Annotated in this window: 15 protein-coding genes and 1 pseudogene; 4 read left to right on the top strand and 12 right to left on the bottom strand. The window is 73.5% G+C overall.

Translation table 11 applies throughout. From position 1 onward, the window contains the following. Position 1: 1 nt before the first annotated feature. The 5 genes from AC6F7H_RS24230 to infC form a co-directional block, all read right to left on the bottom strand. Positions 2–1,147: a sensor histidine kinase gene (locus tag AC6F7H_RS24230; RefSeq protein WP_500759015.1), complete on the bottom strand. Its 1,146-nt coding sequence runs from the start codon at positions 1,145–1,147 to the stop codon at positions 2–4. Positions 1,148–1,278: 131 nt separating this feature from the next. Then, the gene (locus AC6F7H_RS24225; RefSeq protein ID WP_500759012.1) at positions 1,279–2,169 is read right to left on the bottom strand and encodes a TrmH family RNA methyltransferase; all 891 of its coding nucleotides are present in this window, start codon (positions 2,167–2,169) and stop codon (positions 1,279–1,281) included. A 97-nt stretch (positions 2,170–2,266) separates the two neighbouring features. Beyond that, entirely contained in the window at positions 2,267–2,650 is a 384-nt protein-coding gene (gene rplT / locus AC6F7H_RS24220) for a 50S ribosomal protein L20 (RefSeq protein ID WP_055470307.1), read from the bottom strand. Positions 2,651–2,750: 100 nt separating this feature from the next. Next, the gene (gene rpmI, locus AC6F7H_RS24215; protein ID WP_109380440.1) at positions 2,751–2,945 is read right to left on the bottom strand and encodes a 50S ribosomal protein L35; all 195 of its coding nucleotides are present in this window, start codon (positions 2,943–2,945) and stop codon (positions 2,751–2,753) included. A gap of 108 nt (positions 2,946–3,053) precedes the next feature. After that, positions 3,054–3,710, bottom strand: a complete 657-nt coding sequence (gene infC / locus AC6F7H_RS24210; RefSeq protein ID WP_202276840.1) for a translation initiation factor IF-3 — start codon at positions 3,708–3,710, stop codon at positions 3,054–3,056. A 407-nt stretch (positions 3,711–4,117) separates the two neighbouring features. Here infC and AC6F7H_RS24205 point away from each other — a divergent pair, with 407 nt between their 5' ends. Further along, positions 4,118–4,531: a DUF1844 domain-containing protein gene (locus AC6F7H_RS24205; protein WP_500759010.1), complete on the top strand. Its 414-nt coding sequence runs from the start codon at positions 4,118–4,120 to the stop codon at positions 4,529–4,531. A gap of 14 nt (positions 4,532–4,545) precedes the next feature. Here AC6F7H_RS24205 and AC6F7H_RS24200 read toward each other — a convergent pair whose 3' ends face one another. Beyond that, positions 4,546–5,277: an SseB family protein gene (locus AC6F7H_RS24200; RefSeq protein ID WP_500759009.1), complete on the bottom strand. Its 732-nt coding sequence runs from the start codon at positions 5,275–5,277 to the stop codon at positions 4,546–4,548. A 94-nt stretch (positions 5,278–5,371) separates the two neighbouring features. Between AC6F7H_RS24200 and AC6F7H_RS24195 the strand changes: the two genes are divergently transcribed. Then, positions 5,372–6,172, top strand: a complete 801-nt coding sequence (locus tag AC6F7H_RS24195) for a serine hydrolase (protein WP_500759007.1) — start codon at positions 5,372–5,374, stop codon at positions 6,170–6,172. Between the two features lie 69 nt (positions 6,173–6,241). Here the strand turns inward: AC6F7H_RS24195 and mycP are convergent, their stop codons facing one another. Both mycP and AC6F7H_RS24185 read right to left on the bottom strand, forming a co-directional pair. Further along, entirely contained in the window at positions 6,242–7,417 is a 1,176-nt protein-coding gene (gene mycP, locus AC6F7H_RS24190; protein WP_500759005.1) for a type VII secretion-associated serine protease mycosin, read from the bottom strand. Beyond that, on the bottom strand, positions 7,414–9,000 hold the full coding sequence (locus AC6F7H_RS24185) for a hypothetical protein (protein ID WP_500759004.1): 1,587 nt from the start codon (positions 8,998–9,000) through the stop codon (positions 7,414–7,416). The genes mycP and AC6F7H_RS24185 overlap by 4 nt, the downstream gene beginning before the upstream one ends. 265 nt (positions 9,001–9,265) lie before the next feature. Between AC6F7H_RS24185 and AC6F7H_RS24180 the strand changes: the two genes are divergently transcribed. Then, positions 9,266–10,468 carry an amino acid deaminase/aldolase gene (locus AC6F7H_RS24180; RefSeq protein ID WP_500759002.1) on the top strand — a complete coding sequence of 401 codons (1,203 nt, stop codon included), beginning with the start codon at positions 9,266–9,268 and terminating at the stop codon, positions 10,466–10,468. 25 nt (positions 10,469–10,493) lie between these two features. Here the strand turns inward: AC6F7H_RS24180 and AC6F7H_RS24175 are convergent, their stop codons facing one another. Further along, on the bottom strand, positions 10,494–11,399 hold the full coding sequence (locus tag AC6F7H_RS24175; protein WP_500762017.1) for a DUF2510 domain-containing protein: 906 nt from the start codon (positions 11,397–11,399) through the stop codon (positions 10,494–10,496). Positions 11,400–11,567: 168 nt separating this feature from the next. On the opposite strand from AC6F7H_RS24175, the pseudogene AC6F7H_RS24170 reads away from it, so the two are divergent. Then, positions 11,568–11,684, top strand: a pseudogene (locus AC6F7H_RS24170) (gamma-glutamyl-gamma-aminobutyrate hydrolase family protein); the annotation flags it as partial. Between the two features lie 53 nt (positions 11,685–11,737). Here AC6F7H_RS24170 and AC6F7H_RS24165 read toward each other — a convergent pair. Genes AC6F7H_RS24165 through AC6F7H_RS24155 form a run of 3 tightly spaced genes read right to left on the bottom strand, consistent with a single transcriptional unit; the run spans position 11,738 to position 14,001 of the window. Next, positions 11,738–12,676, bottom strand: coding sequence for a LysR family transcriptional regulator (locus AC6F7H_RS24165; RefSeq protein ID WP_500759000.1), 939 nt, complete (start codon positions 12,674–12,676; stop codon positions 11,738–11,740). 30 nt (positions 12,677–12,706) lie between these two features. Further along, the gene (locus tag AC6F7H_RS24160) at positions 12,707–13,435 is read right to left on the bottom strand and encodes a helical backbone metal receptor (RefSeq protein ID WP_500758998.1); all 729 of its coding nucleotides are present in this window, start codon (positions 13,433–13,435) and stop codon (positions 12,707–12,709) included. Next, entirely contained in the window at positions 13,432–14,001 is a 570-nt protein-coding gene (locus tag AC6F7H_RS24155; RefSeq protein ID WP_279336949.1) for a helix-turn-helix domain-containing protein, read from the bottom strand. The genes AC6F7H_RS24160 and AC6F7H_RS24155 overlap by 4 nt, the downstream gene beginning before the upstream one ends. Positions 14,002–14,238: the final 237 nt, after the last annotated feature.

Genomic DNA, 14,238 nt, shown 5'->3' with positions numbered 1-14,238 from the left:
TCTAGGTGAGATACGCCGGGGCCGCCACGGGCAACGTAAATCGGAGCTCCGCGCCGCCGCCGCGGGCGCGGCCGACGGTGATGGTGCCGCCGTGGGCCTCGACGATGCCCTTCACGATGTAGAGCCCGAGGCCGGTGCCGCCGCGCTTGCTGCCCCGCCAGAAGCGGGTGAAGACGCGGTTCATGGACTCCTCCGGGATGCCGGGGCCCTCGTCGCTCACGGTGACCGACGTGGCCGCGTGCTCGCCGTTCTCCCGGTCTCGGGGGGACGCCGAGGGCGTGATGTCGATGGTGACGGTTCCCTCACCGTGGCGCACGGCATTTTCCAGCAGGTTGCTGAGCACCTGGTCGACCTTGTCGGGGTCTGCCCACAGGGCGGGCAGGGGGTGCTGGATCCGCAGCAGGAACCGGTCGGCGGGCTGTCCGGCGGCGACGTACGCCTGGATGTGCCGTCCGACGGCCGTGCCGATGTCGACGGGCTGGCGGCGCACCTCGAGGCGCCCGGAGTCGATGCGGGAGATGTCGAGGAGTTCGGCGATAAGCCGGGTGACGCGGTCGGCGTCGGCGTCGACGGTCTCCAGCATCAGCTGTTTCTGCTCGTCGGTGAAGCGCTCCCACTTCGCGAGCAGGGTGGCGGTGAAACCCTTGACGGAGGTGAGCGGGGAGCGCAGTTCGTGGGCGACGATGGCGATCAGTTCGGCGTGGCTGCGTTCGGTGCGGCGCCGGGCCTCGGTGTCGCGCAGGGACACCACGACCCGGCGGACCGGGCCGGTGGGGCGGGCGCGGACGTAACGTGCCGAGACGAGGACCTCCCGGCCGCCGGGCAGCAGCAGATTGCGCTCGGGCTGGCTCACCCGGATGGCGAGGCCGCCGTAGGGGTCGGTGAGCTGCCACCAGCGCCGACCCTCCAGGTCCTCCAGCGGCAGGGCCGCGTCGAGGTGTTGCCCGAGGGCCTGCTCGGCGGGGACGGCGGTGATCCGGGCGGCCGCCGCGTTGAAGCAGATCACCCTGCCGTGCTCGTCGGCGACGACGAGTCCGTCGGGCAGCTGGTCGGGTTCGATGCCGAGCTCGGCGGGTCCGACGGACCGGGACGCGGGCGGGTGCGCCGCTTCCGGTGCTCCCGGTGCGCTGCTCGTGCCGACGGTCATCCCCGTACCCCACCTCTCAGAACTCCCTCGGGGTGCCCCGCGCTCACGGCGGGTGCCCCGGCCCGGGCGAAGCCGGGAAGCCTGGGGCACGGCCGAAAGCTTGGGGAAGGGTCCCCGGGCAGGTCACCCTACTAGCTCTCGGTGACGGAGCGGCACCCTCCGGCGGCGCGCTGTGCACGCGCCGACGCGTAGAGACATACGGCGGCGGCGGTGGCGAGGTTCAGACTCTCGGCCTTTCCGTGGATCGGGACGCGGACGACGGCGTCCGTGAGCGCGCGGGTCTCCTCGGGGAGGCCCCACGCCTCGTTGCCGAAGACCCAGGCGGTCGGTCCGCCCATGGTGCGCCGGTCGAGTTCGTCGTCGAGGTCGCGGTCGCCCGCGCCGTCCGCCGCGAGCACCCGTACCCCGGTGTCCCTGAGGGCGGCCACGGCCCGCTCGACGGGTACGCCCACGGCGACGGGCAGGTGGAACAGCGACCCGACGGAGGCGCGTACGGCCTTGGGGTTGTACAGGTCGACGGAGGCGTCGGTCAGGACGACGGCCTCGGCGCCGGCCGCGTCGGCGCACCGCAGTACGGTGCCCGCGTTGCCGGGGTCGCGTACGTGCGCGAGGACGGCGACGAGCCGGGGCCGGGCGGCGAGGATCTCCTCGAAGGGGGTGTCCAGGAAGTGGCACACCCCGACGAGGCCCTGCGGGGTGACCGTGGTGGAGATGTCGGCGATGACCTGCTCGGCGGCGAGGTGGACGCGGGCGCCTGCGTCCCGCGCGGCGCCGATGATGTCGGCGTACCGCTCGGCGGCCTCCGGCGTGGCGAACAGCTCGACGAGCGTGGCGGCTCCGGTGGGCCGGTGACCGCCCTCCCGGCCGGCCGTGGTCCGGTGGACGGCGGCCTCTCGTACGGCCTGCGGCCCCTCGGCGAGGAACAGCCGCTCCTTGCCCCGGAAGTTCCGCTTGGCCAGCCGCCGCGCGGCGGACACACGGGGCGAGCGGGAGGAGATCAACTCGGGGGTGGCGGGGGGCATTCGGTTCACTTTCGCTCGAAACTTCCGCACAGACGACGGACCCGCAGGCAGCGCCTGCGGGTCCGTCGGATCACGCCGGATCAGGGCCGGCGCGGCGTCACGCGGCCTTGGGCGCGTTCACGTCGGACGGCAGCGCCTTCTGCGCGACCTCGACGAGCGCGGCGAAGGCGGTGGCGTCGTTCACGGCCAGCTCGGCCAGGATCTTGCGGTCGACCTCGATGTTCGCGGCCTTCAGACCCTGGATGAAGCGGTTGTACGTGATGCCGTTCGCGCGGGCAGCGGCGTTGATGCGCTGGATCCACAGCTGGCGGAAGTCACCCTTGCGCTTCTTGCGGTCGTTGTAGTTGTAGACCAGCGAGTGGGTGACCTGCTCCTTGGCCTTGCGGTACAGGCGCGAACGCTGACCGCGGTAGCCGGAGGCCTGCTCGAGGATCGCCCGGCGCTTCTTGTGGGCGTTGACTGCCCGCTTGACGCGTGCCACTTGTTAACTCCTTGTAGCGGGGCCGCGGTTGTTGCTCACACGGCCCGAAATCGATTGGGTCCCGGTCCTGACGTACCTACGGCGCCTGGGCGCCGTGACGTCACTTGCCGAGAAGCTTCTTGATCTTCTTGGCGTCGCCCGGGGCCATCTCGGCGTTGCCGGTGAGGCGACGCGTCACACGGGACGACTTGTGCTCGAGCAGGTGGCGCTTGCCGGCGCGCTCACGGAGCACCTTGCCGGAGCCGGTGACCTTGAAGCGCTTGCGGGCACCGCTGTGCGTCTTGTTCTTCGGCATAGCGCCGTTATCTCCTCGTCGGTGGCGCTCCGATGCCCGGTCACGAAAACCGGGCACGGTGGAGCGTCGTACTTGTTTCGGTTATGTCCTGGGGGCGGACCCCCGGGATCACGCCTCGGCGGCGGCCTGGGCCGGAGCTTCGGTCTCCGCGTCGTGGTCACCCTCCGCGGCGTTCTGCGAGCGGCCGGGGTGGGCCTTCGCGTCCGCCTTGCGGGCTTCCTGCGCCTGGCGAGCCTCGGCCATCGCCTCGGTCTTCTTCTTGTGCGGACCGAGAACCATGATCATGTTCCGGCCGTCCTGCTTCGGGTTCGACTCGATGAACCCGAGGTCCTGGACGTCCTCCGCGAGCCGCTGCAGCAGTCGGTAGCCCAGCTCGGGCCGGGACTGCTCGCGACCACGGAACATGATCGTGATCTTGACCTTGTCGCCCTGCTTGAGGAACCGGACGACGTGACCCTTCTTGGTGTCGTAGTCGTGCGGGTCGATCTTCGGCCGGAGCTTCATCTCCTTGATGACCGTGTGCGCCTGGTTCTTGCGCGCCTCACGGGCCTTCATGGCCGACTCGTACTTGAACTTCCCGTAGTCCATGAGCTTGCAGACGGGCGGACGGGCGTTCGCCGCGACCTCGACCAGGTCCAGGTCGTACTCCTGCGCAAGCTCCAGTGCCTTGGCCAGCGGGACGATGCCCACCTGCTCGCCACTGGGACCGACAAGTCGCACCTCGGGAACGCGAATCCGGTCGTTGATGCGGGGCTCGGCGCTGATGGATCCTCCTCGATAAGCACCACGCGACGGTCTGGCGGACAGCCGCGTAACGTCTGTTTTCGTTAGACCTAACCGCGCCGAAGCAACAAAAATGCCCCGGACGATCACAGGCGGGGCTCCTCGAACTACCGGAACACCGCCGCGGTCACCGCGGGGCGCACTTTCGGGCGGATCGCCGCCGAGCGGCGCCGCCTGACCGGTGACCTGTCATCCCCAGAGACGATCAGGTGGGAGTTCGAAAGCCTCCACTTGTGGGCCGGGCTCGCATGCCGTGGGCAGACGGGTCCGACCGGTCGTTACACAAGGTTAGCAGCTTCCGCAGGGGTGCGCTAACCGTCCGTCCCGCACTTCTGCCGCCGTGCCTCCTGCTGTCAAGAGGACACGCGCCTGGCCCTATCGTGTGGGGCATGAGTGAGACCTCCCCCTCGGACACCTCCGCGACCCCCGAGAACGCCGCGACCCCCGAGACCCCCGAGATCACCGACAACCCCGACTTCGACGCCATGACCCGGGACATCGCCGAGGTCCCGGCGGTCGAGGTGATCGTGACCGTCGCCGTCAACCTGATGAGCGCCGCCGCGGTGAAGCTCGGCCTGACCGAGGAGGGCGACCAGCACAAGGACCTGGACGAGGCCCGCAAACTGGTGCACGCGCTGGCCGGCCTGCTGGACGCGTCCGCGACCGAGATCAGCTCCTTCCACGCGGCGCCGCTGCGCGACGGCCTGAAGTCGCTCCAGCTGGCGTTCCGCGAGGCCTCGCTCGTCCGGGACGAGCCGGGGCAGGGCCCGGGTGAGAAGTACACGGGCCCGCTCTACGCCTGAGGGGTCCGGCTCCGTCAGGGGCGTACGTAGAAGGGCTCGCCCGGTGGCGTCGCCTCGGCAGGCAGTACTGCCAGGTCGAGGCCGCGCACCAGGCGGGCCCTCAGTGTCTCGTCGGCGGCGAGGCGCTGTGCCACGGACCTGGCCGCCTCCGCAACAGGCGCGGCGGGGTCGAAGACCAGGGCGAGGGTGCCGTCGGCCTGCCCCGGCCCGAGGTGGGCGCGCAGCACGGCGGGCTCCGCGGCGACGACCGCGCGCAGGGCCTCGGTGACCGCGGGGTCGGCCAGCGGATCGGTCGTCGTGCGCCCCTCGGCGAGCGCGAGCAGCAGCGGCCCGGTCAGCTCGAAGGGCACGGGTCCCGCCAGGTCGAGCACGACCGTGTCGGCCTTCTCGTGCGCGGCGGCCTGCAGGGCCTGGTGCAGCGGTACGGCGACGGGCCGGGCCTTCGGATCCCAGCGGGCGAGCGAGTCGGTGGAGGTGAACGCGGGCAGCGCGGTGCGGTGGCCCGCCTTCAGGGTGGGGACGGCCATGTCACTGGTCTTCTCGCGGCGCAGCCCCTGCTCGTCCTCCTCGACCTCGCCGAGCACGGCCACCACGGGGACCAGCAGCCGGGTGCCCTTGAGCGCCTCGAGCACCGGGGTGACGGCGTTGCCGTCCTCGGCCCACGCGGCGAGTGCCGCGCTCAGCCGGGGGTCGGCGGAGCCGTCGTCGTCTCGGTAGCCCGGGTCGGGAATGTTCTTGTTCGCCACGGTCCTCGAGCCTATCGGCCCTCGGTGGCAGGCTCGGACGGGGGCGACCGAGAAGCGGAAGATGCGGGAGGCACGGAAGGTGCAGGAGGTGCCGATGAGGTCCGACGGACCGGGGGCACGGCTGGCGGCCGCCGTATCGGCGGGGTCAGCGGTGTCGGCGCTCACGGCGGAGGACGGCGCCGAGGTGTCGGTGGGGGTCCTGGATCCGGTTGCCGCGGTCGGCGCCTGCCACGGTGACCGGGCGTTCGTCACCGCGAGCATCGTGAAGGTCGACATTCTGGCGGCGCTGCTGCTCGGGGCGCAGGACGCGGGACGGGAGCTCACCGGGGAGGAGCGCGCGCACGCCGCCGCGATGATCGAGCGCAGCGACAACGACTCGGCGTCGGCGCTGTGGCGCTCGATCGGACGGGCGTCCGGGCTCGACGCGGCGAACGCCCGCTTCGGGCTCACCCGGACCGAGGGCGGAGACGGCCCCCGATGGGGGCTGACCCGGACCACCGTCACCGATCAACTCCTGTTGCTACGGCAGGTGTTCGGGGCCGGGACGGACTCGGAGCTGACCGGGGCCTCGCGGGCCTACGTACGAGGGCTGATGGAGGGGGTGGTCGCGGACCAGGCGTGGGGGGTGCCGGCCGCGGCGGACGGCGTCCTGGCGGGCAGAGGTCCGGGGGACGGCTCGGCGTGGGCGGTGAAGAACGGCTGGGTGCCGCGCGACGCGACCGGGCTGTGGGTCGTGAACAGCGTCGGGCGCGTCACGGTCGACGGCCGGGACCTGCTGGTGGCCGTGCTGTCCGACGGCAACGCGACGATGGCTCGGGGCGTCTCGCTGGTGGAGGCGGCGGCACGGGCGGCGGTGTCGGTGTTCACGGGGGACGGCGGGCACCGCGCCGGCTGACGCCCGGTGACACCGCTCGGTCCTCGTGGCACCGGACATACGTGTGTGACCCCGGACGTCCTCGCGCGTCTAGAGGTCCTCGCGGCTCGTGCGGCGGCCGCGCCACAGGACGACCGTGGCGACCAGCAGGACGCCGCCCGCGCCGCCCGCCAGGGGCGCGGCCCAGTCGGCGGTGTCTCCGTCGGAGTCGACGGTCTCCGGTCCGGGGCCGAAGTACGCGTCGCCGTGGGCCGCCGGCTTCAGGCCCTCGGGCTTCAGCCGGGCCGCGGCCTCGATGGCGGCGGCCGGGTCGACGAAGCCGAAGCCGCGGGAGTCGTCGCGGCCGTCGGCGGGGGCGTTGCGGGCGGTGTCCTCCAGGAGGCTCTTGAGCTGGGCCGGGGTCAGGTCCGGGTGGGCCGCCCTGACCAGGGCGACGGCGCCGGACACGAACGCCGCGGCGGCGCTGGTGCCCCAGCCCTCGTAGTACTTGCGGTCGGGGGCGGCGATGATCACGTCGACGCCCGGAGCGCTGACCGTGGCGTACCAGCGCCGGGTGGAGAACGGGGCGCGGGTGCCGTAGCGGTCGACGGCGGTGGCGGCGATGACGCCCGGGTAGGCGGCCGGGTAGGAGACGCGGTCGCCCTTCTCTCCGCCGTTTCCCGCGGAGGCGACGACGGCCACGCCTTTGCGGAGGGCGTACTGGATGGCCTCGTCCTCGCCTGACTCGGGGTGCGCGGAGGCCGAGTCGTCGCCGAGGGAGAGGTTGATGACGTCGGCGCCGTGGTCGGCGGCCCAGCGGATGCCCTCGGCGAGGGCGTTGCCGCGGGTGCGGCGGGCCTTGGCGCGGGCCGGGTCGCCGTCCTCCAGGATCACCCGGACGGGGAGGATCCTGGCCTCGGGCGCGACGCCCATGACGCCCTCGGCGTTCCCGGGGCCGTGTCCGTGACCGGCGATGATCCCGGCCATGTTGGTGCCGTGCCGGGCCCAGGCACGGTCGCCGGGCTCGGCTCCGAAGCCGACCAGGTCCTTGCCCTCGAGGACGTTGTCGGCGAGGTCGGGGTGGTCGGCGTCGACCCCGGTGTCCAGGACGGCTACGACGACGCCGTCGCCCCGGGTGGTGCGCCAGGCCTCCTGGGTGTGCAGGGCGTCCAGGCCCCACTGCCGGGCGCGGATGCCGTCGGCGTGCGCGGCGGTGACGGGGAGCAGGGCGAGGGTGGCGGCGAGGAGGGTGCTCAGGGCCGCGGCCCTGGCGGTCGCGGTCCTCATGACGGCTGCTCCGTGGTCGTGCCGACGTTCTTGCGCAGGCCGCGTTCGACGCGGTCGGCGAGGCCCTGTGCCTCGTGGCCGAGGCCCGCCTGGGCGGGGGCGCTGGTGGCACCGGACTCCATGGCGTCCTCGGCGGGCTGCGGGGTCTCGACGGCACGGCCGTCGGCCCAGCCGGAGACGGCATAGACGACGGCGGGGGCGTCGGTGAGGACGGAGATCGCCCAGGAGGCACGCTGCCCGGCACCGAAGTCGGCGGCGGCGGTGCCCTTCGCGGGGTACGGGAGGGGCACCAGGTCGGTGCGGCGGTCCAGGCGTTCCTTGTCGAAACGGTCGGCGAGGGAGGCCATGCCGGCGGCGTCGGCCTTGGTGAACAGCAGACCGACGGTGGTGACGTGGCTCTGGGTGGTGTCGGTGTAGGTGGCGCGCAGCAGGCGTTCGCAGCCGAGCGGGGCGAACAGCTTGCGCAGCAGGGGGTCGAAGGCGTCCTCGCAGCCGCTGTCCGGGGCCACTGCTATCCGGGTCCAGAGCCGGTCGGCGTCGCCGGGACCGGCGCCCTTGCCCTGCACGGTGGGCGGGAACAGCTGGTCGACTGGGACGCTGTGCCACAGGCTTCCGGCAGCGGTGAAGCCGCTGCGGGAAGCCGTCTCACCGGAGTCCCCGGCGAGCCAGCTCCCGGTGACGGCACCGCCCATCAGTCCCACCCCGAGGACGAGGCAGACCGCGGCGGCCACGATCTGGGACCGGTCCCGCTGTCCGAGGAGCCGTGGCCGGGCGTTCTCGTCGTACCCCTTGGCCCCCGTCGGCCCGAACGACACGACGGGCCGGCCGGGGCCGAAGGCGCTGCCGGGTGTCATGGGACCGCTCCAGGAGAGCGCGGGGTCGGGGGATCCCGGCCGCTGGGCCGGGGCCCAGGTGCCGTCCGGTGCCGGGCGGGGCGGCGGCACGGCCGACCGGGGCGGGGTGGCCGTGCGGGGGGCCGGTTCGACGGGTGCGGGTGCGGCTATCGGGCGCAGGCGGGTGGTCGTCTCCGACGGGGTTTCGGCGGGAGTGTCCCGCTGCCGGACGGCGGGGCGGTGGGCGGGCTGCCGCGGTACGGCGGTCGAGCCGTTCGGAGCGGTGCCCGCAGACGGTGTCCCCCGGCCGACGGTCGGTGGCGTGTCCGGGAAGCGGGCGGAGGCCTGCGGCGGGGGCGGAGGCGTGCCGTCCGGGCCGGGCGTACCGGCCGGCCCGGCCGTCGGGCCGTCGGTGTCGAAGCGCGGGAACCGGGGCCGGGACGGCGCGGAGCCGGAAGGCGAGGGGCCGAAGGGCGAGGAGGATGCGGGCGGCGGTGCCGTCGGCCGGCGCATGTCGAACGCGCCCGTTCCGCCCGAGGTCCTGCCCTTGGGCTGAACCGGCGCGGTGTCGTTCGCCGTTCCCCCGGCGGGTGTCCCCGGGGGCGTCTCCTCGGCTCCGGTTCCCGGCTGCCGGCGGTCCGGCTCCCGGGCGTCGTCGTCCGGTCTGCCCGGCGGGCGCGGCGGCGTGGACGGTGGCGGAGGGGTCGTGGGGCGCGGAGGGTGGGAGGCGCGCTGCGCTTCCGTGCTCATGCACCCCCCGTTTCGTCGTACCCGGACCGTTTCCTCGCGGCGGGCCGGTATTGTCGCCGGACCCGGTACGAAGCCGTCCCGGGCAGAGATACCCGCACGGGTGGAACGTCATCCCGGCACGAGCCTTCGTCCGGCGTGGTTCTACCGGGCGTGCGCGTCACTCTACGGCGTGATCCCGATCGAACGGGAACCAGTCGGCAGGGCCGCGGCATCTGCCCGGAACATCCCCCTACCCTGCGGTAATCCTGTCTGGCAGGCTTCGTTCATGACTGTGCGCGCCTCCGACCGGGCCCGTTACGACCAGGCCACCGCCCATCTCGACGCCCCGCTCGCGATCGTGGACCTGGACGCCTTCGACGCCAACGCGGACGATCTGCTCCGCCGGGCCGGCGGGAAACCGATCCGGGTGGCCGGCAAGTCCGTTCGCTGCCGCGCCCTGCTCGAACGGGTCCTCGCCCGGGAGGGTTTCGCGGGGGTCATGTCGTTCACTCTCGCCGAGTCCCTGTGGCTGGCCCGCTCCGGTTTCGACGACATCCTGCTCGCGTATCCCTCCGCCGACCGCGCGGGCTACGCCGAGTTGGCCTCCGATCCCGAAGTCGCCGCCGCCGTCACCGTCATGGTCGACGATCCGGCGCAGCTGGACCTGATCGACGCCGCGCGCGCGGGCGGCGGTGAAGTGGTGCGGGTCTGCCTGGAGTTGGACACCTCGCTGAAGCTGCTCGGCGGCCGGGTGCGGGTCGGGGCGCTGCGTTCCCCGCTGCACTCCCCCGCACAGGTCGCCGAGATGGCACGCGCGGTGGTCCGGCGCCCCGGGTTCGAACTGGTCGGGATCATGGCGTACGAGGGCCATGTCGCGGGCGTCGGCGACGCGGTGGCCGGGCAGCCGCTGCGCTCCCGGGCCGTGCGACTGATGCAGGCCGCCGCACGGCGGGAACTGGCCGGGCGGCGTGCGGCGGCGGTGCGGGCGGTACGGGAGGTCGCACCCGATCTGGAGTTCGTCAACGGCGGCGGTACGGGCAGTGTGCAGTTCACCGCCGAGGAGGACGCGGTCACCGAGGTCGCGGCGGGTTCGGGGCTGTACGTGCCGCGGCTGTTCGACAACTACACGTCGTTCACCGGGCGTCCGGCGGCTCTCTTCGCCCTGCCCGTCGTACGGCGGCCGGGCGTGGGCGTGGTGACGGTGCTCGGCGGCGGGTACCCGGCCTCCGGCGCGGCCGGCGCCGACCGGCTGCCGGTGCCGTATCTGCCCGAGGGTCTGCGCTACGACCCGCGGGAGGGGCCCGGCGAGGTCCAGACGCCGCTGCTGGGCCCGCCGGCCGACGATCTGCTGATCGGCGACAAGGTGTGGTTCCGGCACGCCAAGGCGGGCGAGCTGTGCGAGCGGTTCGACGCGCTGCGGCTGATCGAGGGCGGCGAGGTGACGGCGACCGTGCCGACGTACCGCGGCGAGGGCATGGCGTTCCTCTGACACCGGAGCCCCGGCCCGGCGCCGGTCACGGGCGGGGGCCGACGCTGCTGCCCACGCCGCCCCCCGGGTCCGCGTCGCCGACCGCGCGGATGCCCTTGGTGATGCGGTCCATGTCGGACAGGGGCGGGGCGTCCTCACCGCTCTCGAAGACGTAGCGGACGACGATCGGCGACTCGGTGCCGACGCTGGACGGGAAGACCAGCGACTGCACATGGCCGCCGGGCCCCTTGCCGGTCGTGACGCGCCAGCGGACGAGGTACCCGGCGCGGCCCGCCACCGCGACCGGGCCGGACCTGACGACCTCGTGGGACTCGATGCCGCCGTAGGGGCTCTGGTCGAGGGCGTCCTCCTCGAAGGCGTCCTCGGCCGCGTCGGAGATGTCCTCCTTGGCGAGCAGTTCGGGGGACGTCTCGTCGGTCGCGGTCACCGTGCGGGAGATGACCATGCCGGAGCGGCAGACGCTGCCCTCGCCGGGGCAGTCGTGGGTGCCGGGGGTGGTCATGACGACGTCGTGCCGGCTGACGTGCTGCGGCCGGACCCAGCCGTCGAGGAGCGGGAAGGTGACGCCGTTGAGCTGGTCCTCCACGACGGTGGGGTCTCCGGCGGGCCCGGACGCGGACTCCGGTGCGGACGGTGCGGGGGTCTCACCGTCCGGTGCGGGGGCGGACTCCGTGCCCGTGGGGCCGGTCCTGGTCTCCGGGTCGCCGTCGTCGCCCAGCAGCACCGCGCCGGTGACGACCGCGGTGACGAGCACGGCCGCCGCCGCGGTGAGGGCGATGGCCCGGGCACGGCCGGTGCCGCCGGGAGACGGGGGCACCGGCCCGCCGGGGACTTCGGGGGCGCGCCGGTGCTCGGTCCAGGCCGCACCGTCCCACCAGCGTTCCAGGTGCGGGGCGTGCGGGTCGGGATACCAGCCTGGTGCGGGCGTCATGCTCATCCGGGCACTGTAGGGGGAAAGCCGTCGCAGTCCCCAGCGCGATGGGACGTACGCCCCCGGGATTTAGCCGTTCACGAGGAAGCGGTGGCGCGGGCGGTAGGAGCTTCGAAGACGGAGGAGCACGGCATAGTGGCCAGGCCGCTGATCGGCATCAGCACGTATCTGGAGGCGATTGAACTGCCGTCCGCCGACTGGGTGCTGGGCGTGCAGTGGCACCCGGAGATGGAGGAAGACCCACGTCTCGTGCGCCGGCTGGTCCGGGCGGCCACGCCCGTGTGACCCACCCGCCACGCCCCTCGGTCCTGCCTCCCCGGTGTACGGCGGGCAGGTGCTCAGCCGCGGGTCAGGGTCAGCAGGTCGCGGGCGGGCCCCGTGGGGCGGTGGCCGGTCGGCCAGACCGCACGGAGGTCACGGGCCAGGGCTATGCCGTGCACGGGGACGCGGATCAGACGGCGCATCGCCAGCTCCTCGCCGACGGCCAGCTCGCTGAGGACGGCCGGGCCGGCACCGCTCACCGCCGCGGCCTTCACGGCGGTCGTGGACGACAGCTCGATCAGCGGGCGGGCCAGACCGCCCAGGGCGGTGTCCAGGACCTGCCGGGTACCGGAGCCCTTCTCGCGCAGGATCAGCGGGGTGGTCGCCAGTTCCTCGGTGGCGAGCGGGCGACGGCGGCGGGCCCAGGCATGCGTCGGTGCCGTCACCACGATCAGCCGGTCGTGGGCGATCACCGCGGAGTCCAGGCCCGGCGGCACCGTCACCCCCTCCACGAAACCCACGTCCGCCTCGTCCGACAGCAGCCGCTCCGCGACCGACGCGGAGTTCCCGGCCAGCAGCGACACCGCCGTGTCCGGCCGCTGCGAGCGCAGCGCGAGCAGCCAGCCCGGAAGCAGGTACTCGGCGATCGTCATGCTCGCCGCCACCCGCAGCCGTGAGTCCCGGCGGTCCCGCAGTGCCTGCGCCCCCGCGTCGAAGGCCTCCGCCGCCTCCACGATCCGCCGGGCCCAGTCGGTGACCAGCGCGCCCGCGTCGGTCAGCCGCGACCCCCGCGGTGAGCGGTCCACCAGTGCCACGCCGAGCTGCCGCTCCATGGACCGGACCCGGCTGCTGGCCGCGGGCTGGGTGATGCCCAGTTCGCGTGCCGCGCCGCCCAGGCTCCCGAGCCGTGCCACCGCCAGCAGCAGCTCCAGCGCCCCGAGGTCCGGCACCCGGTGGGCCAGGGCTTTGGCGCTCACGGACCTGGATCCCGCACGGCCGTCGCCCGTCTCACTCATAAGGTCAGCTTATGCCCTGACGCTGGTGCGTCAGCGGCGCGCTGCTCGCAGCTCCCTGGGCAGCACTGTCGCGGCTTCCGCCAACGACGGCCCGTACCAGGTGAGATGCCGGCCCCCGACCAGCGCGCACGGCACTCCCGGGAAGGCGTCCGGGCCGTCGTCGGCGGTGAAGCGGTAGGGCTCGTCGGGCAGCACGACGAGGTCGGGGGCCGCCGCGCGCAAAGCGTCCAGAGGGACGCGGGGATAGCGTTCCCGGTGATCCGCGTAAAGGTGGTCGACACCGAGGCGGGACAGCAGATCGCCGGCGAAGGTGTCCCGGCCCAGCACCATCCAGGGCCGCCGCCAGATGGGCACGACCGCGGTCCGGCGCGTCTTCGGGGGCGCCACGGCGTCCCAGGCGGCTTCGGCGTCGTCCAGCCACCGGGGGCGCGCGTCCACGCCGCACGCCGTGAGCACCCTGGCCAGCTCGCCGAAGGCCTGGGGCAGCGTCCGCACCTCCGTCACCAGCACCTCGAGGCCGGCCGCGCGCAGGTCGGCGAGGTCGGACGGGCGGTTCTCCTCCTCGTTGGCGATCACCAGGTCGGGGGCGAGGGCGGCGATCCGCTCCGTCTTCGGGTTCTTCGTACCGCCGATCCGTACGACGTCGAGATCGGCCGGATGGGTGCACCAGTCGGTGGCACCGACCAGGGCGCCGGGGGCGGAGAGCGCCACGGCCTCGGTCAGGGACGGGACGAGGGAGACGATCCGCGCGGAACTCATCGGCGCGGCTTGTCCCGGACCGCCTCGATGTGCTCCGCGACGGCGACGACGATCAGCCGGGTCTCCGCGACCGTCGCCCGCCACCGGTGCCGGACGCCTCCGGTGAGGTACAGGGTGTCGCCGCGGCCGAGGCGGTAGGCGCGGCCCTCCGCCTCGATCTCCACGGCGCCGTCCGCCACGTACATCAACTGGTCGTTGCGGAACTGGAATTCGCGCCCGGCGTCGTGGTCGCCGGTGAACTCGGAGGCGTGCATCTGGTGATGACCGCGCACCAGGGACCGGACGCGCGGTTCGAGCGGCGGCTCGGTGTCCTCCGCGCGGACGACGTCGACGCTGCACGCCGGGTCGGCGGCGGCGAGCAGTTCCACCGCGGTGGTGCGCAGGGCGTCGGCGACCTTCTCCAGGGAGCTCTGGCTGGGGCGCGCGCGCTCGTTCTCGATCTGGCTCAGGAACGGGACCGACAGGCCGCTGCGCTCGGCCACGACGGCAAGGGTGAGGTCCAGCGCCCGGCGTCGCCGCCGCACGGCCGCGCCCACCCGCAGAGGCTGCTCCTTGTGGTCGCCCATCGCCCCGGCTCCCTCCTTCGCCCGTCGTCCCGTACCCGGTGCGTGCGCCGCTGTCCGGCGCACTCCTTCTTTTGAGCTGTCTGCACCCTACGCATGTTCGGCAAACCGTTTCAGGCGCCTGTCACGTCGGCGTCATGAGCGATCGCGCACGACCCCGCGGTTCACGCCGGCCGACGCCCGGCCTGTTCGGTTCGATGTGCGCAGGGTGCCAGGTGTTTCCACCATTGTCGCCCGAAG

The sequence above is a fragment of the Streptomyces sp. MMS24-W38 genome (genome assembly GCF_059889265.1).
The sequence above is the reverse complement of the archived record's forward strand: the minus strand, read 5'-3'. Positions and strand labels throughout refer to the sequence as shown.